Here is a 15,111-nt window from a genome sequence, read left to right on the forward strand (position 1 = left end):
GCCGCTACGCGCGGCCTGACAGATAAAACAATAATCCAAGGAGTGAGTATGAATATGCTCGCAAAACTGCCGGCGCGTCGCTGGTGGTATTTAATGCCGATTATTTTTATTACCTACAGCTTAGCTTATCTCGACCGCGCCAATTACGGCTTTGCCGCTGCCGCCGGTATTGAACATGATTTAGGAATTACTCAGGGAACCGCATCGTTAATTGGCGCGCTGTTCTTCCTGGGCTATTTCTTCTTCCAGGTGCCGGGTGCGATGTACGCCGTTAAGCATAGCGTGCGCAAAATGATTTTTTACAGCCTGATCCTTTGGGGGCTTTGTGCCGCGGCGACCGGCTTTGTAAGCAATATCCCAACGCTGATGGCGATCCGCTTTATTCTCGGCATCGTCGAAGCAGCGGTGATGCCCGCTATGCTGATTTATATCAGCAACTGGTTTACCAAAACTGAACGCTCGCGCGCCAACACCTTTTTAATTCTCGGCAACCCGGTCACAGTGCTGTGGATGTCGATAGTCTCCGGCTACCTGATTGAAGCCTGGGGCTGGCGCGAAATGTTTATTATCGAAGGTATCCCGGCGGTGATCTGGGCGTTCTGCTGGGTGATTCTGGTACGCGACAAACCGGCGGATGCGGGCTGGTTGAGCGAGCAGGAGAAACAGGCATTACAGCAGGCGATGGATCGCGAGCAGCGCGACATCAAACCGATGCGTAACTACGGTGAAGCGATGCGTTCACGCAGCGTCATTATGCTTTGCGCGGTTCATGCGCTGTGGAGCATCGGCGTGTATGGCTTCATGATGTGGATGCCGTCAATCCTCAAAAATGCGGCGCAGATGGACATCGTGGCGGTGGGCTGGCTGGCAGCGGTGCCGTATCTGGCGGCGATTTGCCTGATGCTGACCGTCTCCTGGCTGTCCGATAAGTTCCAGAACCGTAAACTGTTTATCTGGCCGCTGCTGTTGATTGCCGCCATCGCGTTCTTTGCCTCGTGGCTGTTGGGCAACCAGTCCTTCTGGCTCTCCTACGCGCTGCTGGTTGTAGCCGCTGCCTGTATGTATGCGCCTTACGGGCCGTTCTTTGCGCTGATCCCCGAACTGCTGCCGCGCAACGTCTCCGGCGTGTCGATGGGGATGATCAACAGTTTTGGCGCGTTAGGGGCATTCCTCGGCGCGTGGCTGGTGGGTTACCTCAACGGTGTGACCGGCGGGCCGGGCGTCTCCTACACCTTCATGGCGATTGCTCTGCTGGCGTCGGTGGTGCTGATGTACTGCGTTCGTGCGCAAAATGAAACCACGTCGCCGTCGGCTGAGATGGCTACGCGTTAAGGCTGAGCGAGGAGTGCAGTCGCTAACCGGCTGTGATAAGGTTCTCTGCGAGCATAATGGGCTGTTGGTCGTAGAGAACCTCATGAAAAACAATCGGATGACATTACAGGATATCGCTAATCTGGCCGGGCTGAATAAGATGACGGTCAGCCGTTATCTGCGTGACCCGAATCAGGTGTCGCAACGCAGCCGCGAATTGATTTCGAAAGTGATGGAAGAGAACAACTACATCCCCAACCGCGCCCCGGAAATTCTGCTCAACGCCCGCAGCAAAACCATTGGTGTGCTGATCCCCTCGTTTCGTAATCAGATCTTTGCCGATGTGCTGGCGGGGATTGAATCCGTCACCTCGGCCTGCCAGTACCAGACGCTGATCGCCAACTACGAATATGATGCCGAGCGTGAAGAACGCGAAGTGCTGAACCTGCTCTCTTACAATATCGACGGCCTGATCCTCACGGGAAAGCTGCATACCGAGCGGATGATCCAGTACGTGCGCGCCAGCGGCGTGCCGGTGGCAGAACTAATGGACATTAGCGGCCAGTATCTTGATATTCAGGTTGGGTTTGATAACGAAAAAGCCGCGTTTGAAATGACGCAGGCTTTTATCGACAGCGGCAAACGCAGCATTGCTTTCTTTGGCTCGATGGATGACCCCCGAGACCTTAGCCGTTTTCGCGGCACCGAGAAAGCGCTGGCGGCGCAGGGGCTGGAAGCGTACCACCTGGCGCCAAAAACCATTTCGTCGGTGGCGCTGGGCCGCAAGATGTTCCAGCAGGCGATGGCGGAAAAGCCGGATATTGACGCTATTTTCTGTACCAACGATGACCTGGCGGTTGGCGCGCTGCTGGAGTGTCAGGCACAGCAGTACGATGTGCCGGGAAAAATGGCGATTGCCGGTTTCCACGGGCTGGAAATAGGGCGCGCACGGCTGCAAAAAATTGCCAGCGTGATTACGCCACGCTTTGAGATTGGCAAAACGGCAGCGGATATTCTGATTAAGCGTTTGAACGGGAAAGATGCGCCGGGCAGCGTCAATCTTGGCTACCAAATCTATTACGGCGATACGCTTTAGGCGAAGAGAAAGGGCTGGCCACCGTGTGGTGACCAGCGGGAGAGATTACTGCATAAACGCGGGCTGCTTGTCTTCGTATTCGGTGATGGCGGCTTCGTGCTGCAGCGTCAGCCCGATGCTGTCCAGACCGTTCAGCATGCAGTGGCGACGGAAGTCGTCGATCTTAAAGCTGTAGGACTTATCGCCCGCTTTCACTACCTGCGCGACCAGATCCACTTCAAATGTAATCCCCGGATTGGCTTTGACCAGGTTGAACAGCTCATCGACCTGTTCGTCGCTTAATTTCACCGGCAGCAGTTGGTTGTTGAAACTGTTGCCGTAGAAGATGTCGGCGAAGCTTGGCGCGATCACCACTTTAAAGCCGTAATCGGTCAGCGCCCATGGCGCATGTTCGCGTGAAGAGCCGCAGCCAAAGTTTTCCCGTGCCAGCAGAATTGAGGCACCTTTATATTCCGGGAAGTTCAGCACAAACTCTGGATTTGGCTGTTGGCCCTTTTCGTCCAGGAAACGCCAGTCGTTAAACAGATGGGCGCCAAAACCGATGCGCGTAACCTTCTGCAAAAACTGTTTCGGGATAATTGCATCGGTATCGACGTTGGCGGCATCCAGTGGGACAACCAGGCCGGTATGCTGGGTAAATTTCTCTGCCATGGTAGTTTCCTTATTTGATGCTGCGAATGTCGGCGAAGTGGCCGGTAACGGCGGCGGCGGCGGCCATCGCTGGGCTGACTAAATGCGTGCGACCACCGCGGCCCTGACGACCTTCAAAGTTACGGTTGCTGGTGGATGCGCAGCGCTCGCCTGGGTTCAGGCGGTCATTGTTCATGGCCAGGCACATGGAACAGCCCGGTAAGCGCCATTCAAATCCTGCTTCGATAAAGATCTTGTCCAGACCTTCCGCTTCCGCCTGCGCTTTCACCGGACCAGAACCCGGCACCACCAGTGCCTGTACGCCCGGCGCGACTTTGCGCCCTTTGGCGATTTCCGCCGCGGCGCGTAAATCTTCAATGCGCGAGTTGGTGCAGGAACCGATAAACACTTTATCGATAGCCACTTCTGTTAACGGAATGCCCGGTTTCAGCCCCATATACGCCAGCGCTTTTTCTGCCGATGCGCGCTCAACGGGATCAATAAATGACGCCGGATCGGGAATAGTATCGTTCACCGAGATCACCTGACCCGGATTCGTTCCCCAGGTTACCTGCGGCGCGATCTCTTCTGCTTGCAGGGTGACGACGGTGTCAAACGTTGCGCCGTCGTCGGTTTGCAGCGTTTTCCAGTACTCAACCGCGTGGGCAAAATCCTCGCCCTTCGGTGCGTGTAAACGACCTTGCACATAGTTGAACGTGGTTTCATCCGGTGCGACCAGACCCGCTTTGGCCCCCATTTCAATGGCCATGTTACACAGGGTCATGCGGCCTTCCATGCTCAGCGCACGGATGGCTTCGCCGCAAAATTCAACCACGTGCCCGGTACCGCCCGCGCTGCCGGTTTTACCGATAATCGCCAGCACGATATCTTTCGCCGTGATGCCCGGCGCGGCTTTGCCGTTGACTTCAATCTTCATGGTTTTGGCGCGGCCCTGTTTCAGGGTTTGCGTTGCCAGCACGTGTTCAACTTCTGACGTGCCGATACCGAACGCCAGCGCGCCGAACGCGCCGTGGGTGGCGGTGTGGGAATCGCCACAGACGATGGTCATTCCCGGCAACGTTACGCCTTGTTCAGGCCCCATCACATGCACGATACCCTGGTACGGGTGGTTCAGGTCGTACAGTTCGACGCCAAATTCATTGCAGTTTTTGATCAATTCCTGCATCTGAATACGCGCCATTTCGCCGGAGGCGTTAATGTCTTTGGTCTGCGTGGAGACGTTGTGGTCCATGGTGGCGAAGGTTTTACCCGGCTGGCGCACCTGACGGCCATGTGCGCGCAGACCATCAAACGCCTGCGGAGAGGTGACTTCATGCACCAGATGGCGGTCGATATACAGCAGCGGGGTTTCGTTTTGCGCCTCAAAGACTACGTGCGCATCAAATAATTTTTCGTATAACGTTTTGGCCATGATTACACCCCTTCTGCGACGTAACGGGCAATGATGTCACCCATTTCATCGGTACCGACTGCGGCAGCGCCACGGGCCAAATCACCAGTGCGAATGCCTTCTTCTAATGCGCGGTTAATGGCGCTCTCAATTGCGGTTGCCGCATCGTTGGCATCCAGGCTGTAGCGCAGCAGCAGCGCCAGCGACAGGATCTGGGCGATAGGGTTAGCAATGTTTTTCCCGGCGATATCCGGGGCGGAGCCGCCAGCAGGCTCGTACAGACCAAAACCCTGCTCGTTCAGGCTGGCGGATGGCAACATCCCCATTGAACCGGTGATCATGGCGCACTCGTCAGACAGAATGTCGCCAAACAGGTTGGAGCACAGCAGGACGTCGAATTGGGAAGGATCTTTGATCAACTGCATTGTCGCGTTGTCGATGTACATATGCGCCAGTTCAACGTCCGGATATTCATTGGCAATTTCATTGACGATTTCGCGCCACAGAATAGAGGTTTGCAGCACGTTAGCTTTATCAATCGACGTGACTTTACGGCGACGCTGGCGAGCTGACTCAAACGCGATACGGGCAATACGTTCGATCTCGAAACGGTGATATACCTCGGTATCAAAGGCTTTTTCATGCTGGCCGCTGCCTTCGCGGCCTTTTGGCTGACCGAAGTAGATCCCACCGGTCAGTTCTCGCACGCACAGGATGTCGAAACCGTTAGCGGCGATATCGGCACGCAGCGGGCAAAACGCTTCCAGCCCCTGGTACAGCTTTGCCGGGCGCAGGTTGCTGAATAATTTGAAATGCTTACGCAATGGCAGCAGCGCACCGCGCTCAGGCTGCTGGTTTGGCGGCAGGTTTTCCCATTTCGGGCCGCCAACGGAGCCAAACAGAATGGCGTCAGCTTGCTCACAGCCTTCAACTGTTGCCGGTGGCAGCGGATGACCGTGGTTATCGATGGCGGCGCCACCCACATCGTAGTGGCTGGTGGTAATGCGCAGGTTAAAACGGTGGCGAATTGCGTCCAGTACTTTCAAGGCTTGCGCCATCACTTCCGGGCCAATACCATCACCCGGCAAAACAGCAATATGGTAATTCTTCGACATCACACGGTTTCCTTGTTGTTCTCGTTGTTCTGAGCTTTGCGTTGCAATTCTTTTTCGACTTCCTCGGCGCGCCAGATATTGTTCAGCACATGCACCATCGCTTTAGCGGAAGACTCGACGATATCTGTTGCCAGACCGACGCCGTGGAAGCGGCGACCGTTATGGTTGGCGACGATATCCACCTGACCCAGCGCATCTTTACCGTGCCCCTTGGCGGTCAGGCTGTATTTCACCAGTTCGATGTTGTATTCCGTCACGCGGTTAATGGCCTGATAAATGGCATCGACCGGGCCGTTACCGTTCGCCGCTTCGGCTTTGACGTCTTCACCACAGGCCAACTTGACGGAGGCGGTGGCAATATCATTAGAACCAGACTGCACGCTGAAATAGTCCAGACGGAAGTGTTCTGGTTCTTCCTGCTGTTTGTTAATAAAAGCCAGCGCTTCCAGGTCGTAATCGAATACCTGACCTTTTTTATCTGCCAGTTTCAGGAAAGCGTCATACAGGTTGTCCAGATTGTATTCATTTTCTTTATAGCCCATCTCGTCCATACGGTGTTTCACCGCGGCGCGTCCGGAACGGGAGGTCAGGTTCAACTGCACCTGATTCAAGCCGATGGATTCAGGCGTCATGATTTCGTAGTTTTCACGATTTTTCAGTACGCCGTCCTGATGGATGCCGGAGGAGTGCGCAAAGGCACCGCTACCGACAATCGCTTTGTTTGCCGGAATGGGCATGTTACAGATTTGGCTGACTAACTGGCTGGTACGCCAGATCTCCTGGTGATTAATGCGGGTCTGTACGTTCAGGATATCTTTGCGCACTTTGATCGCCATAATCACTTCTTCCAGTGAGCAGTTACCAGCACGTTCGCCGATACCATTCATTGCGCCTTCCACCTGACGCGCACCGGCATGAACGGCCGCCAGCGCGTTGCCGACGCCCAGACCTAAATCATCATGGGTGTGCACGGAGATGATGGCTTTATCGATATTCGGTACGCGTTCATACAGACCGGAAATGATTGCGCCAAATTCGAAAGGCATGGTGTAACCGACGGTATCGGGGATATTGATGGTTTTGGCACCCGCATTAATGGCGGCTTCTACCACGCGAGCCAGGTCTGCGATAGGAGTACGACCCGCGTCTTCGCAGGAGAATTCCACGTCATCCGTATAATTACGCGCTCGCTTAACCATATAGATAGCTCGCTCGATAACCTCATCCAGCGTGCTGCGTAATTTTGTTGCGATATGCATCGGCGAGGTGGCGATAAACGTATGAATGCGGAAAGCTTCAGCGACCTTCAGGGATTCAGCGGCAACATCGATATCTTTTTCAACGCAGCGCGCTAAGGCGCAAACGCGGCTGTTCTTAACCTGACGAGCAATGGTTTGAACCGACTCAAAGTCACCGGGTGAAGAAACCGGGAAACCCACTTCCATCACGTCAACGCCCATACGCTCGAGGGCCAGCGCAATCTGCAGTTTTTCTTTCACACTCAGGCTTGCCTGTAACGCCTGTTCTCCGTCGCGTAAGGTGGTATCGAAAATAATGACTTGCTGGCTCATGGTTTAGGTCCTTGGTCTTTAGGGCGCCTTGCTTCGAGCATAAAAAAACCCGCGCAACGGCGCGGGTTTCTGTCTTAACTGGAGCTGACTTAATGCTGAATGTCGTCCACCAGTCTACCGCGCAACGAAGATGCGTTTAGTAGTAGTAGACCGTTGAAACGAGCAATGTAAGTCATCAATTAAGCTCCAGGCGAATGCGATATGCTTTTAGTGGTACTGGATATGAACTTCGATGTCAACCCCATCCTCTGTAAATGCCCCTGTAGCAGAGGAAAGTTTAGGCAAAACTTAAGCGAATTGTGCTGAATTTTTTACCGTATATAAAATTAATCCGCTGATGTTTGTACATGTTTTTCATGATTAGACATATTTAAGCATATTTGTTTGCACTTACTGTAACCATCGGTTGAAGTAGTTGACCTGTTTGAGATTTTATATCTGTATGATTTACCTGTTTTTATACTAATTTTGAATAGATAGGAAGAGAGCAAAAGCTCATAATTGATAAATTAATGTTAACTTTTAATGTATTAATAATATAAACATTTAATTAAAACTTAAATATACATTCATAATATGTATGATTGTGTATTCGCCGTGCTTATGGTTATATTGTTTTTGAAATTTAAACATATGAATCATCGTGCAGTGACCTCTGCCACACTGCGCTCGCATTGCTCTTTTGTTCATTTAGGTTTGTACCTTTATGTTTTCCTAATTTTAATGTTTTTCCTTTTTCTCATTTTATATGCATGGTAAATCATATTAACGGAGGTTATTTCTTCACTCCGTCTGGAAAAAGGGAGTTTAGAGTGACAGTGGAGTTAACTATGCCAGAAGTAAAAATAATAGATAAACCCAATCTTTTAGAGCCAGGAAAACCGCAGCTTCGCATGGTTGACCTTAATCTTTTAACTGTTTTTGATGCGGTGATGCAGGAACAGAATATTACCCGCGCAGCGCATACCTTAGGAATGTCGCAACCAGCAGTCAGTAATGCGGTAGCGCGCCTGAAGGTCATGTTTAATGATGAGCTTTTTGTTCGTTACGGCCGTGGGATCCAGCCGACAGCAAGAGCTTTCCAGCTATTTGGTTCCATTCGTCAGGCATTGCAATTAGTGCAAAACGAGCTGCCTGGATCGGGTTTTGAGCCAACCAGCAGCGAACGTGTATTCAATCTTTGCGTATGCAGCCCATTAGATAATATCCTGACATCATTGATTTATAATCGGGTTGAACAAGTCGCGCCAAACATTAATGTCGTATTTAAATCTTCACTCAATCAAAATACCGAGCATCAGTTGCGTTACCAGGAAACTGAGTTTGTTATTAGCTATGAAGAATTCCGCCGTCCAGAATTCTCAAGTATTCCGTTATTCAATGATGAAATGGTATTAGTCGCGAGCAAAAAGCATCCGCGCATTAGTGGTCCATTATTGGAAAGCGACCTTTATAATGAGCAGCACGCGGTGGTTTCGTTGGACCGCTTCGCATCTTTCAGTCAGCCGTGGTATGACACGCCGGATAAACAATCTTGCGTCGCTTACCAGGGCATGGCATTAATTAGCGTTCTTAATATTGTATCGCAAACGCATCTGGTTTCGATTGCGCCACGTTGGTTGGCAGAAGAGTTCGCAGATTCGTTAGAACTTCAGATATTGCCTTTACCTTTAAAATTGAATAGTCGGACATGTTATCTTTCCTGGCATGAAGCTGCTGGCCGGGATAAAGGACATCAATGGATGGAAGAGCTGTTGGTCTCCGTCTGTAAGCAATAGCATTCAGCAGAACAAATCGGTTAATGCAACCTGTTTGTTCTGCTTTTTTCTTTGTATATGAAATTTTATGCTGAAATCCACTTTTCAGGTTTAGCCAAAAGTGTAAAAAAATAGAGTAATAGCTGTAAGTACCCCTTTTTAAGCGATTATTTATCATATCATTTACTTATCCTGGTTTAATTCTCCATTAAATCGACGCTTTCCTCCGTTTTATTCTTATTTGCTCTGAGGCTACCCCTGCGGAGTCAATTGCCATGCGTCATCGTCAGCGGTTAATGTGTTGTTAAACCGTTTTTCATTATAAGAGTGAGGCAAGCCATGGAGATGTTGTCTGGAGCCGAGATGGTCGTCCGATCGCTCATCGATCAGGGTGTAAAGCAGGTATTCGGTTATCCCGGGGGGGCCGTCCTCGATATTTATGATGCGCTGCATACGGTCGGTGGTATTGATCATGTGCTGGTCCGCCATGAGCAGGCTGCGGTACACATGGCTGATGGCCTTGCGCGCGCTACGGGGGAGGTGGGCGTCGTATTAGTCACTTCAGGACCCGGCGCTACCAACGCGATTACCGGGATTGCAACGGCTTACATGGATTCCATTCCGCTGGTGATCCTCTCCGGACAGGTCGCAACGTCGCTGATTGGCTACGATGCCTTCCAGGAGTGCGACATGGTAGGTATATCCCGCCCGGTAGTGAAGCACAGTTTCCTGGTCAAACAAACGGAAGACATCCCACAGGTGCTAAAAAAAGCCTTCTGGCTGGCGGCAAGCGGTCGTCCCGGGCCAGTGGTGGTGGACTTACCGAAGGATATTCTGAATCCAGCTAAGAAACTGCCTTATAGCTGGCCGGAGTCGGTGAGCATGCGTTCGTATAATCCGACGACGACCGGACATAAAGGGCAGATAAAACGCGCTCTGCAGACGTTAGTCGCGGCTAAAAAACCGGTTGTGTACGTGGGTGGTGGCGCCGTTAATGCCGCCTGCCATGCGCAGTTAGGCCAGATCGCTGAAGCACTTAATCTGCCGGTTGTTTCCTCGCTGATGGGGTTAGGCGCGTTTCCGGCAACACATCGGCAGGCGCTTGGGATGCTGGGCATGCATGGAACTTACGAAGCAAACATGACCATGCATCATTCCGATGTGATCTTCGCCGTCGGCGTGCGCTTTGACGATCGAACGACCAATAACCTGGCAAAATATTGCCCAAATGCGACCGTGCTGCATATCGACATCGATCCGACCTCTATTTCGAAAACCGTCACTGCGGATATTCCGATTGTCGGCGATGCTCGTCTGGTACTTGATCAGATGCTCGAACTGCTGGATCAGGAGAAATCTCAGCAGCCGCTGGATGATAACCGTGACTGGTGGCAACAGATTGAACACTGGCGCGCCCGTCAGTGCCTGAAATATGACACGCAAAGTGAAAGCATTAAGCCACAGGCGGTGATTGAAACCATCTGGCGTCTGACGAAAGGGGATGCGTATGTCACCTCTGACGTTGGCCAGCATCAGATGTTTGCCGCACTCTACTACCCATTCGATAAACCACGCCGTTGGATTAACTCAGGCGGCCTCGGCACCATGGGATTTGGATTACCTGCGGCGTTAGGCGTGAAAATGGCGCTGCCGGATGAAACGGTAGTGTGTGTTACCGGGGATGGCAGTATTCAGATGAACATCCAGGAACTGTCTACGGCGCTGCAATATGAGTTGCCGGTACTGGTGCTCAACCTGAACAACCGTTATCTCGGCATGGTCAAGCAGTGGCAGGACATGATCTACTCCGGACGTCACTCACAATCTTATATGCAGTCGCTGCCCGATTTTGTGCGCCTTGCCGAGGCTTATGGGCATATTGGTATCCAAATTAACCATCCAGAAGAACTGGAAAGCAAACTGAGTGAAGCGCTGGAGCATGTGCGCAATCGTCGTCTGGTGTTTGTCGATGTCACCGTTGATGGCAGCGAGCATGTCTACCCGATGCAGATTCGTGGGGGCGGTATGGATGAAATGTGGTTAAGCAAAACGGAGAGGACCTGATTATGCGCCGGATATTATCGGTATTACTGGAAAACGAGTCGGGTGCCTTGTCGCGTGTGATAGGCCTTTTCGCCCAGCGTGGATACAATATTGAAAGCCTGACCGTCGCCCCCACTGACGATCCAACCTTGTCGCGGATGACGATTCAGACGGTAGGGGATGAGAAAGTCCTGGAGCAGATCGAAAAGCAGCTACACAAACTGGTGGATGTTCTGCGCGTGAGCGAACTGGGGCAGGGTGCCCATGTTGAACGCGAGATCATGTTGGTGAAAATTCAGGCCAGCGGCTATGGTCGGGAAGAGGTGAAACGCAACACGGAGATTTTCCGCGGGCAAATCATCGACGTCACGCCGTCCATCTACACCGTACAGTTGGCGGGCACCAGTGATAAGCTGGATGCGTTCCTGGCAACATTACGGGAAGTTGCCAAAATTGTAGAGGTAGCTCGTTCCGGCGTGGTGGGGCTTTCTCGCGGCGATAAAATCATGCGCTAATAGTCGACTGTAGGCCTGACAAGCACAGCGTCATCAGGCATCCTCGTGGAGGTCATGCCGGATGGCGGTGTAAACGCCTTATCCGGCCTACAGGTAACGTACCCGTTTTCGCTGATGCTTCCTGTTGCGCTTTTTTTTTTGCGAAATCAGCAGTAACCAGAGACAAAAGCGGTTGCCGCAGTCATTATTCTGCGCTTAGATGTTAAGAAACTTAACCCATGCCATCACAAAGGTTATGGTTTGTACATTTTACGCAAGGGGCAATTGTGAAACTGGATGAAATCGCTCGGTTGGCCGGCGTTTCGCGAACGACTGCAAGCTACGTTATTAATGGCAAAGCAAAGCAATATCGCGTAAGCGACAAAACGGTTGAAAAAGTCATGGCGGTGGTGCGTGAGCATAATTACCACCCGAATGCCGTGGCGGCCGGGCTGCGTGCTGGACGCACACGCTCTATCGGGCTGGTGATCCCGGATCTTGAAAACACAAGCTATACCCGGATCGCAAACTATCTGGAGCGCCAGGCGCGTCAGCGCGGGTATCAACTGTTGATTGCCTGCTCTGAAGATCAGCCAGATAACGAAATGCGCTGTATTGAGCATCTTTTACAGCGCCAGGTTGATGCCATCATTGTGTCGACTTCCTTGCCGCCAGAACATCCGTTCTATCAGCGCTGGGCAAACAGTTCATTCCCTATTGTGGCGCTGGACCGTGCGCTGGATCGCGAACATTTCACCAGCGTCGTGGGCGCGGACCAGGATGATGCGGAAATGCTGGCGCAGGAGTTACGTAAATTCCCTGCAGAAACCGTACTTTATCTGGGCGCGCTCCCTGAATTATCTGTCAGCTTCCTGCGTGAGCAGGGCTTCCGTACCGCGTGGAAAGATGATCCGCGTGAGGTGCATTTCCTCTACGCCAACAGCTATGAACGCGAAGCGGCAGCGCAGCTGTTTGATAAATGGCTGGAAACGCATCCAATGCCTCAGGCGCTGTTTACCACGTCGTTTGCTCTGTTGCAGGGGGTGATGGATGTGACCCTGCGTCGCGATGGGCAGTTGCCGTCTGATTTGGCGATAGCGACTTTTGGCGATCACGAACTGCTCGACTTCCTGCAGTGTCCGGTTCTTGCGGTGGCGCAACGCCATCGTGATGTAGCGGAACGCGTGCTGGAGATTGTGCTGGCAAGTCTGGATGAGCCGCGTAAACCAAAACCTGGATTAACGCGTATACGGCGTAATCTGTACCGTCGCGGTATTCTGAGCCGTAACTAAGTTGCCTCATTTGATGACGTCAACGGCATAAGCCTCTGACGTCATCAAATATTCTATTCTCAGAAATAACCTCATTATAATTAAGAATATTCTTTAGAATTATCTGAAATTGATTCTTGAAATATGCCGAATTAAAAATGCAACTCGCCATTTTTGGGTTATTGAAGCGTAAAGATGCGTTACGGTTGTATTATTTTGTTACATGCTTGTAGGGATTTGCCGAATTAACAAACACTTTGCTGCCCTATGGCGACAACCTCACGCTGACCTCGCTCCTGCACGGCATACAGACTGATTAACTGGTACTGTTATCTCGCTGCATATTGTCCTAAAATGCCGCTCGCGTCGCAAACTGACACTTTATATTTTCTTTGGATGATATTCAGTTGTTTTAAACAATCATGAGTTGTTGGATTTTTTTCTTACAAATATTCATGACGTTAATTTGCTTCGTTTGCTGTACGGAATTTGTTCAACGCTGATATTAGCCGTAAACAATGTGTTTTTTGCTCCGCTTAGCGCCGTGACTTGCTTGACAAGGTTTTCCTCCGCTCCGTAAACTCCTTTAAGTGGGATTTTGTGGGATAAAGTGGTAATCGGGGGTGAGACTGGCATGTTCCGGGGAGCAACGTTAGTTAATCTCGACAGTAAAGGGCGCTTATCGGTGCCCACCCGTTATCGGGATCAACTGCTCGAGTGCGCTACCGGTCAAATGGTTTGCACCATTGACATCCATCACCCGTGCCTGCTGCTGTACCCCCTGCCTGAATGGGAAATTATCGAGCAGAAGTTATCGCGTCTGTCGAGCATGAATCCAGTTGAGCGTCGCGTACAGCGCCTGTTGTTGGGGCATGCCAGCGAATGTCAGATGGATAGCGCTGGCCGATTATTGATAGCGCCCATTCTGCGACAACATGCGGGGCTAACGAAAGAAGTGATGCTGGTTGGGCAGTTCAATAAGTTTGAGCTGTGGGATGAAACGACCTGGTATCAACAGGTCAAGGAAGATATCGACGCTGAGCAGTCTGTTACCGGCGCGCTGTCGGAACGATTGCAGGATTTGTCTCTATAAAATGATGGAAAATTATAAACATACAACGGTGTTGCTGGATGAGGCCGTCAACGGCCTGAATATTCGTCCAGACGGCATCTACATTGACGGGACATTTGGTCGCGGTGGTCATTCACGTCTGATCCTCTCCCAGCTTGGCGAAGAGGGACGTTTACTGGCTATCGATCGCGATCCGCAGGCTATTGCCGTTGCACAGACGATTACCGATCCCCGTTTCTCCATCGTCCATGGACCTTTCTCTGCGCTGGCTGACTATGTCGCCGAGCGTGGGCTTACCGGTAAGATCGACGGGATTCTTCTCGATCTTGGCGTGTCTTCACCGCAGCTTGATGACGCGGAGCGCGGTTTTTCGTTTATGCGTGATGGTCCGTTGGATATGCGTATGGATCCAACACGCGGTCAGTCCGCGGCCGAATGGCTGCAAACCGCCGATGAAGCGGATATTGCCTGGGTGATTAAAACCTTTGGCGAGGAGCGCTTTGGTAAACGCATTGCTCGCGCCATCGTAGAGCGCAATCGCATCGAACCGATGACCCGCACCAAGGAGCTGGCGGAAGTGATTGCGGCGGCAATGCCGGTGAAAGACAAATTCAAACATCCCGCGACCCGTACCTTCCAGGCGGTGCGCATCTGGGTGAACAGTGAACTGGAGGAGATAGAGCAGGCGCTAAAAAGCTCGCTCAGCGTGCTGGCACCAGGTGGTCGCCTTTCGATTATCAGTTTCCATTCGCTTGAAGACCGCATTGTGAAACGCTTTATGCGCGAACAAAGCCGTGGTCCTCAGGTTCCGGCTGGAATACCGATGACGGAAGCGCAGATCAAAAAGCTGGGCGGCCGTGAGTTAAGAGCACTAGGCAAGATGATGCCGGGTGAAGAAGAGGTAGCTGAAAATCCTCGTGCCCGTAGTTCAGTTCTGCGTATTGCAGAGAGGACGAACGCATGATCAGCAGAGTGACAGAAGCCCTCAGCAAAGTTAAAGGATCGATAGGAAGCAACGAGCGCCATGCCTTGCCTGGCGTGATCGGTGACGATCTTTTGCGGTATGGGAAGCTGCCACTCTGCCTGTTCATTTGCATTATTTTGACGGCGGTTACCGTCGTGACAACAGCCCACCATACGCGGTTACTGACCGCGCAGCGTGAGCAACTGGTTCTGGAGCGAGATGCGCTGGATATCGAATGGCGCAACTTGATCCTTGAGGAGAACGCGCTCGGCGACCATAGCCGTGTTGAACGGATCGCAACGGAAAAGCTGCAAATGCAGCATGTTGATCCCTCACAAGAAAATATCGTAGTACAAAAATAAGGATAAACGCGACG

General features: G+C 51.8%; 14 protein-coding genes. 9 read left to right on the plus strand and 5 right to left on the minus strand.

All coding sequences use genetic code 11. The features are described 5' to 3' along the window. The first annotated feature begins 48 nt into the window (after positions 1 to 48). Positions 49 to 1,332 (plus strand): MFS transporter, encoded by a 1,284-nt coding sequence (locus tag FDW96_RS02010; protein ID WP_003829574.1) that lies wholly within the window; start codon positions 49 to 51, stop codon positions 1,330 to 1,332. An 82-nt stretch (positions 1,333 to 1,414) separates the two neighbouring features. Then, positions 1,415 to 2,407 (plus strand): LacI family DNA-binding transcriptional regulator, encoded by a 993-nt coding sequence (locus FDW96_RS02015; RefSeq protein WP_032944294.1) that lies wholly within the window; start codon positions 1,415 to 1,417, stop codon positions 2,405 to 2,407. Between the two features lie 45 nt (positions 2,408 to 2,452). On the opposite strand, the gene leuD is transcribed toward FDW96_RS02015, so the two are convergent. The 5 genes from leuD to leuL all read right to left on the minus strand — a co-directional run bounded on the left by leuD (position 2,453) and on the right by leuL (position 7,310). Continuing rightward, positions 2,453 to 3,058, minus strand: a complete 606-nt coding sequence (leuD, locus tag FDW96_RS02020) for a 3-isopropylmalate dehydratase small subunit (RefSeq protein WP_137365151.1) — start codon at positions 3,056 to 3,058, stop codon at positions 2,453 to 2,455. A 10-nt stretch (positions 3,059 to 3,068) separates the two neighbouring features. After that, positions 3,069 to 4,469: a 3-isopropylmalate dehydratase large subunit gene (gene leuC / locus FDW96_RS02025; RefSeq protein ID WP_079225515.1), complete on the minus strand. Its 1,401-nt coding sequence runs from the start codon at positions 4,467 to 4,469 to the stop codon at positions 3,069 to 3,071. A gap of 2 nt (positions 4,470 to 4,471) precedes the next feature. Further along, a complete protein-coding gene (leuB, locus tag FDW96_RS02030) occupies positions 4,472 to 5,563 on the minus strand; it encodes a 3-isopropylmalate dehydrogenase (protein WP_137365152.1) in 1,092 nt (363 codons plus the stop codon). Continuing rightward, a complete protein-coding gene (gene leuA / locus FDW96_RS02035) occupies positions 5,563 to 7,134 on the minus strand; it encodes a 2-isopropylmalate synthase (protein WP_137365153.1) in 1,572 nt (523 codons plus the stop codon). The genes leuB and leuA overlap by 1 nt, the downstream gene beginning before the upstream one ends. An 89-nt stretch (positions 7,135 to 7,223) precedes the next feature. Beyond that, on the minus strand, positions 7,224 to 7,310 hold the full coding sequence (gene leuL / locus FDW96_RS02040; protein ID WP_048998978.1) for a leu operon leader peptide: 87 nt from the start codon (positions 7,308 to 7,310) through the stop codon (positions 7,224 to 7,226). Positions 7,311 to 7,964: 654 nt separating this feature from the next. On the opposite strand from leuL, the gene leuO reads away from it, so the two are divergent. From leuO to ftsL, 7 genes are all read left to right on the plus strand, one after another. Next, positions 7,965 to 8,912 carry a transcriptional regulator LeuO gene (gene leuO, locus FDW96_RS02045; RefSeq protein WP_042312350.1) on the plus strand — a complete coding sequence of 316 codons (948 nt, stop codon included), beginning with the start codon at positions 7,965 to 7,967 and terminating at the stop codon, positions 8,910 to 8,912. Between the two features lie 318 nt (positions 8,913 to 9,230). After that, on the plus strand, positions 9,231 to 10,955 hold the full coding sequence (ilvI, locus tag FDW96_RS02050; RefSeq protein ID WP_079225514.1) for an acetolactate synthase 3 large subunit: 1,725 nt from the start codon (positions 9,231 to 9,233) through the stop codon (positions 10,953 to 10,955). 2 nt (positions 10,956 to 10,957) lie between these two features. Further along, positions 10,958 to 11,449, plus strand: a complete 492-nt coding sequence (gene ilvN, locus FDW96_RS02055) for an acetolactate synthase small subunit (protein WP_003829566.1) — start codon at positions 10,958 to 10,960, stop codon at positions 11,447 to 11,449. 266 nt (positions 11,450 to 11,715) lie between these two features. After that, positions 11,716 to 12,720: a catabolite repressor/activator gene (cra, locus tag FDW96_RS02060; RefSeq protein WP_032940373.1), complete on the plus strand. Its 1,005-nt coding sequence runs from the start codon at positions 11,716 to 11,718 to the stop codon at positions 12,718 to 12,720. Between the two features lie 613 nt (positions 12,721 to 13,333). Further along, positions 13,334 to 13,792 (plus strand): division/cell wall cluster transcriptional repressor MraZ, encoded by a 459-nt coding sequence (gene mraZ, locus FDW96_RS02065; RefSeq protein WP_038637194.1) that lies wholly within the window; start codon positions 13,334 to 13,336, stop codon positions 13,790 to 13,792. A 1-nt stretch (position 13,793) separates the two neighbouring features. Continuing rightward, the gene (gene rsmH / locus FDW96_RS02070; protein ID WP_042312345.1) at positions 13,794 to 14,735 is read left to right on the plus strand and encodes a 16S rRNA (cytosine(1402)-N(4))-methyltransferase RsmH; all 942 of its coding nucleotides are present in this window, start codon (positions 13,794 to 13,796) and stop codon (positions 14,733 to 14,735) included. Continuing rightward, positions 14,732 to 15,097 carry a cell division protein FtsL gene (gene ftsL, locus FDW96_RS02075; RefSeq protein ID WP_006686695.1) on the plus strand — a complete coding sequence of 122 codons (366 nt, stop codon included), beginning with the start codon at positions 14,732 to 14,734 and terminating at the stop codon, positions 15,095 to 15,097. The genes rsmH and ftsL overlap by 4 nt, the downstream gene beginning before the upstream one ends. Positions 15,098 to 15,111 lie beyond the last annotated feature (14 nt).

It is taken from the genome of Citrobacter sp. TBCS-15 (assembly GCF_005280815.1).
GTDB lineage: Bacteria > Pseudomonadota > Gammaproteobacteria > Enterobacterales > Enterobacteriaceae > Citrobacter > Citrobacter werkmanii.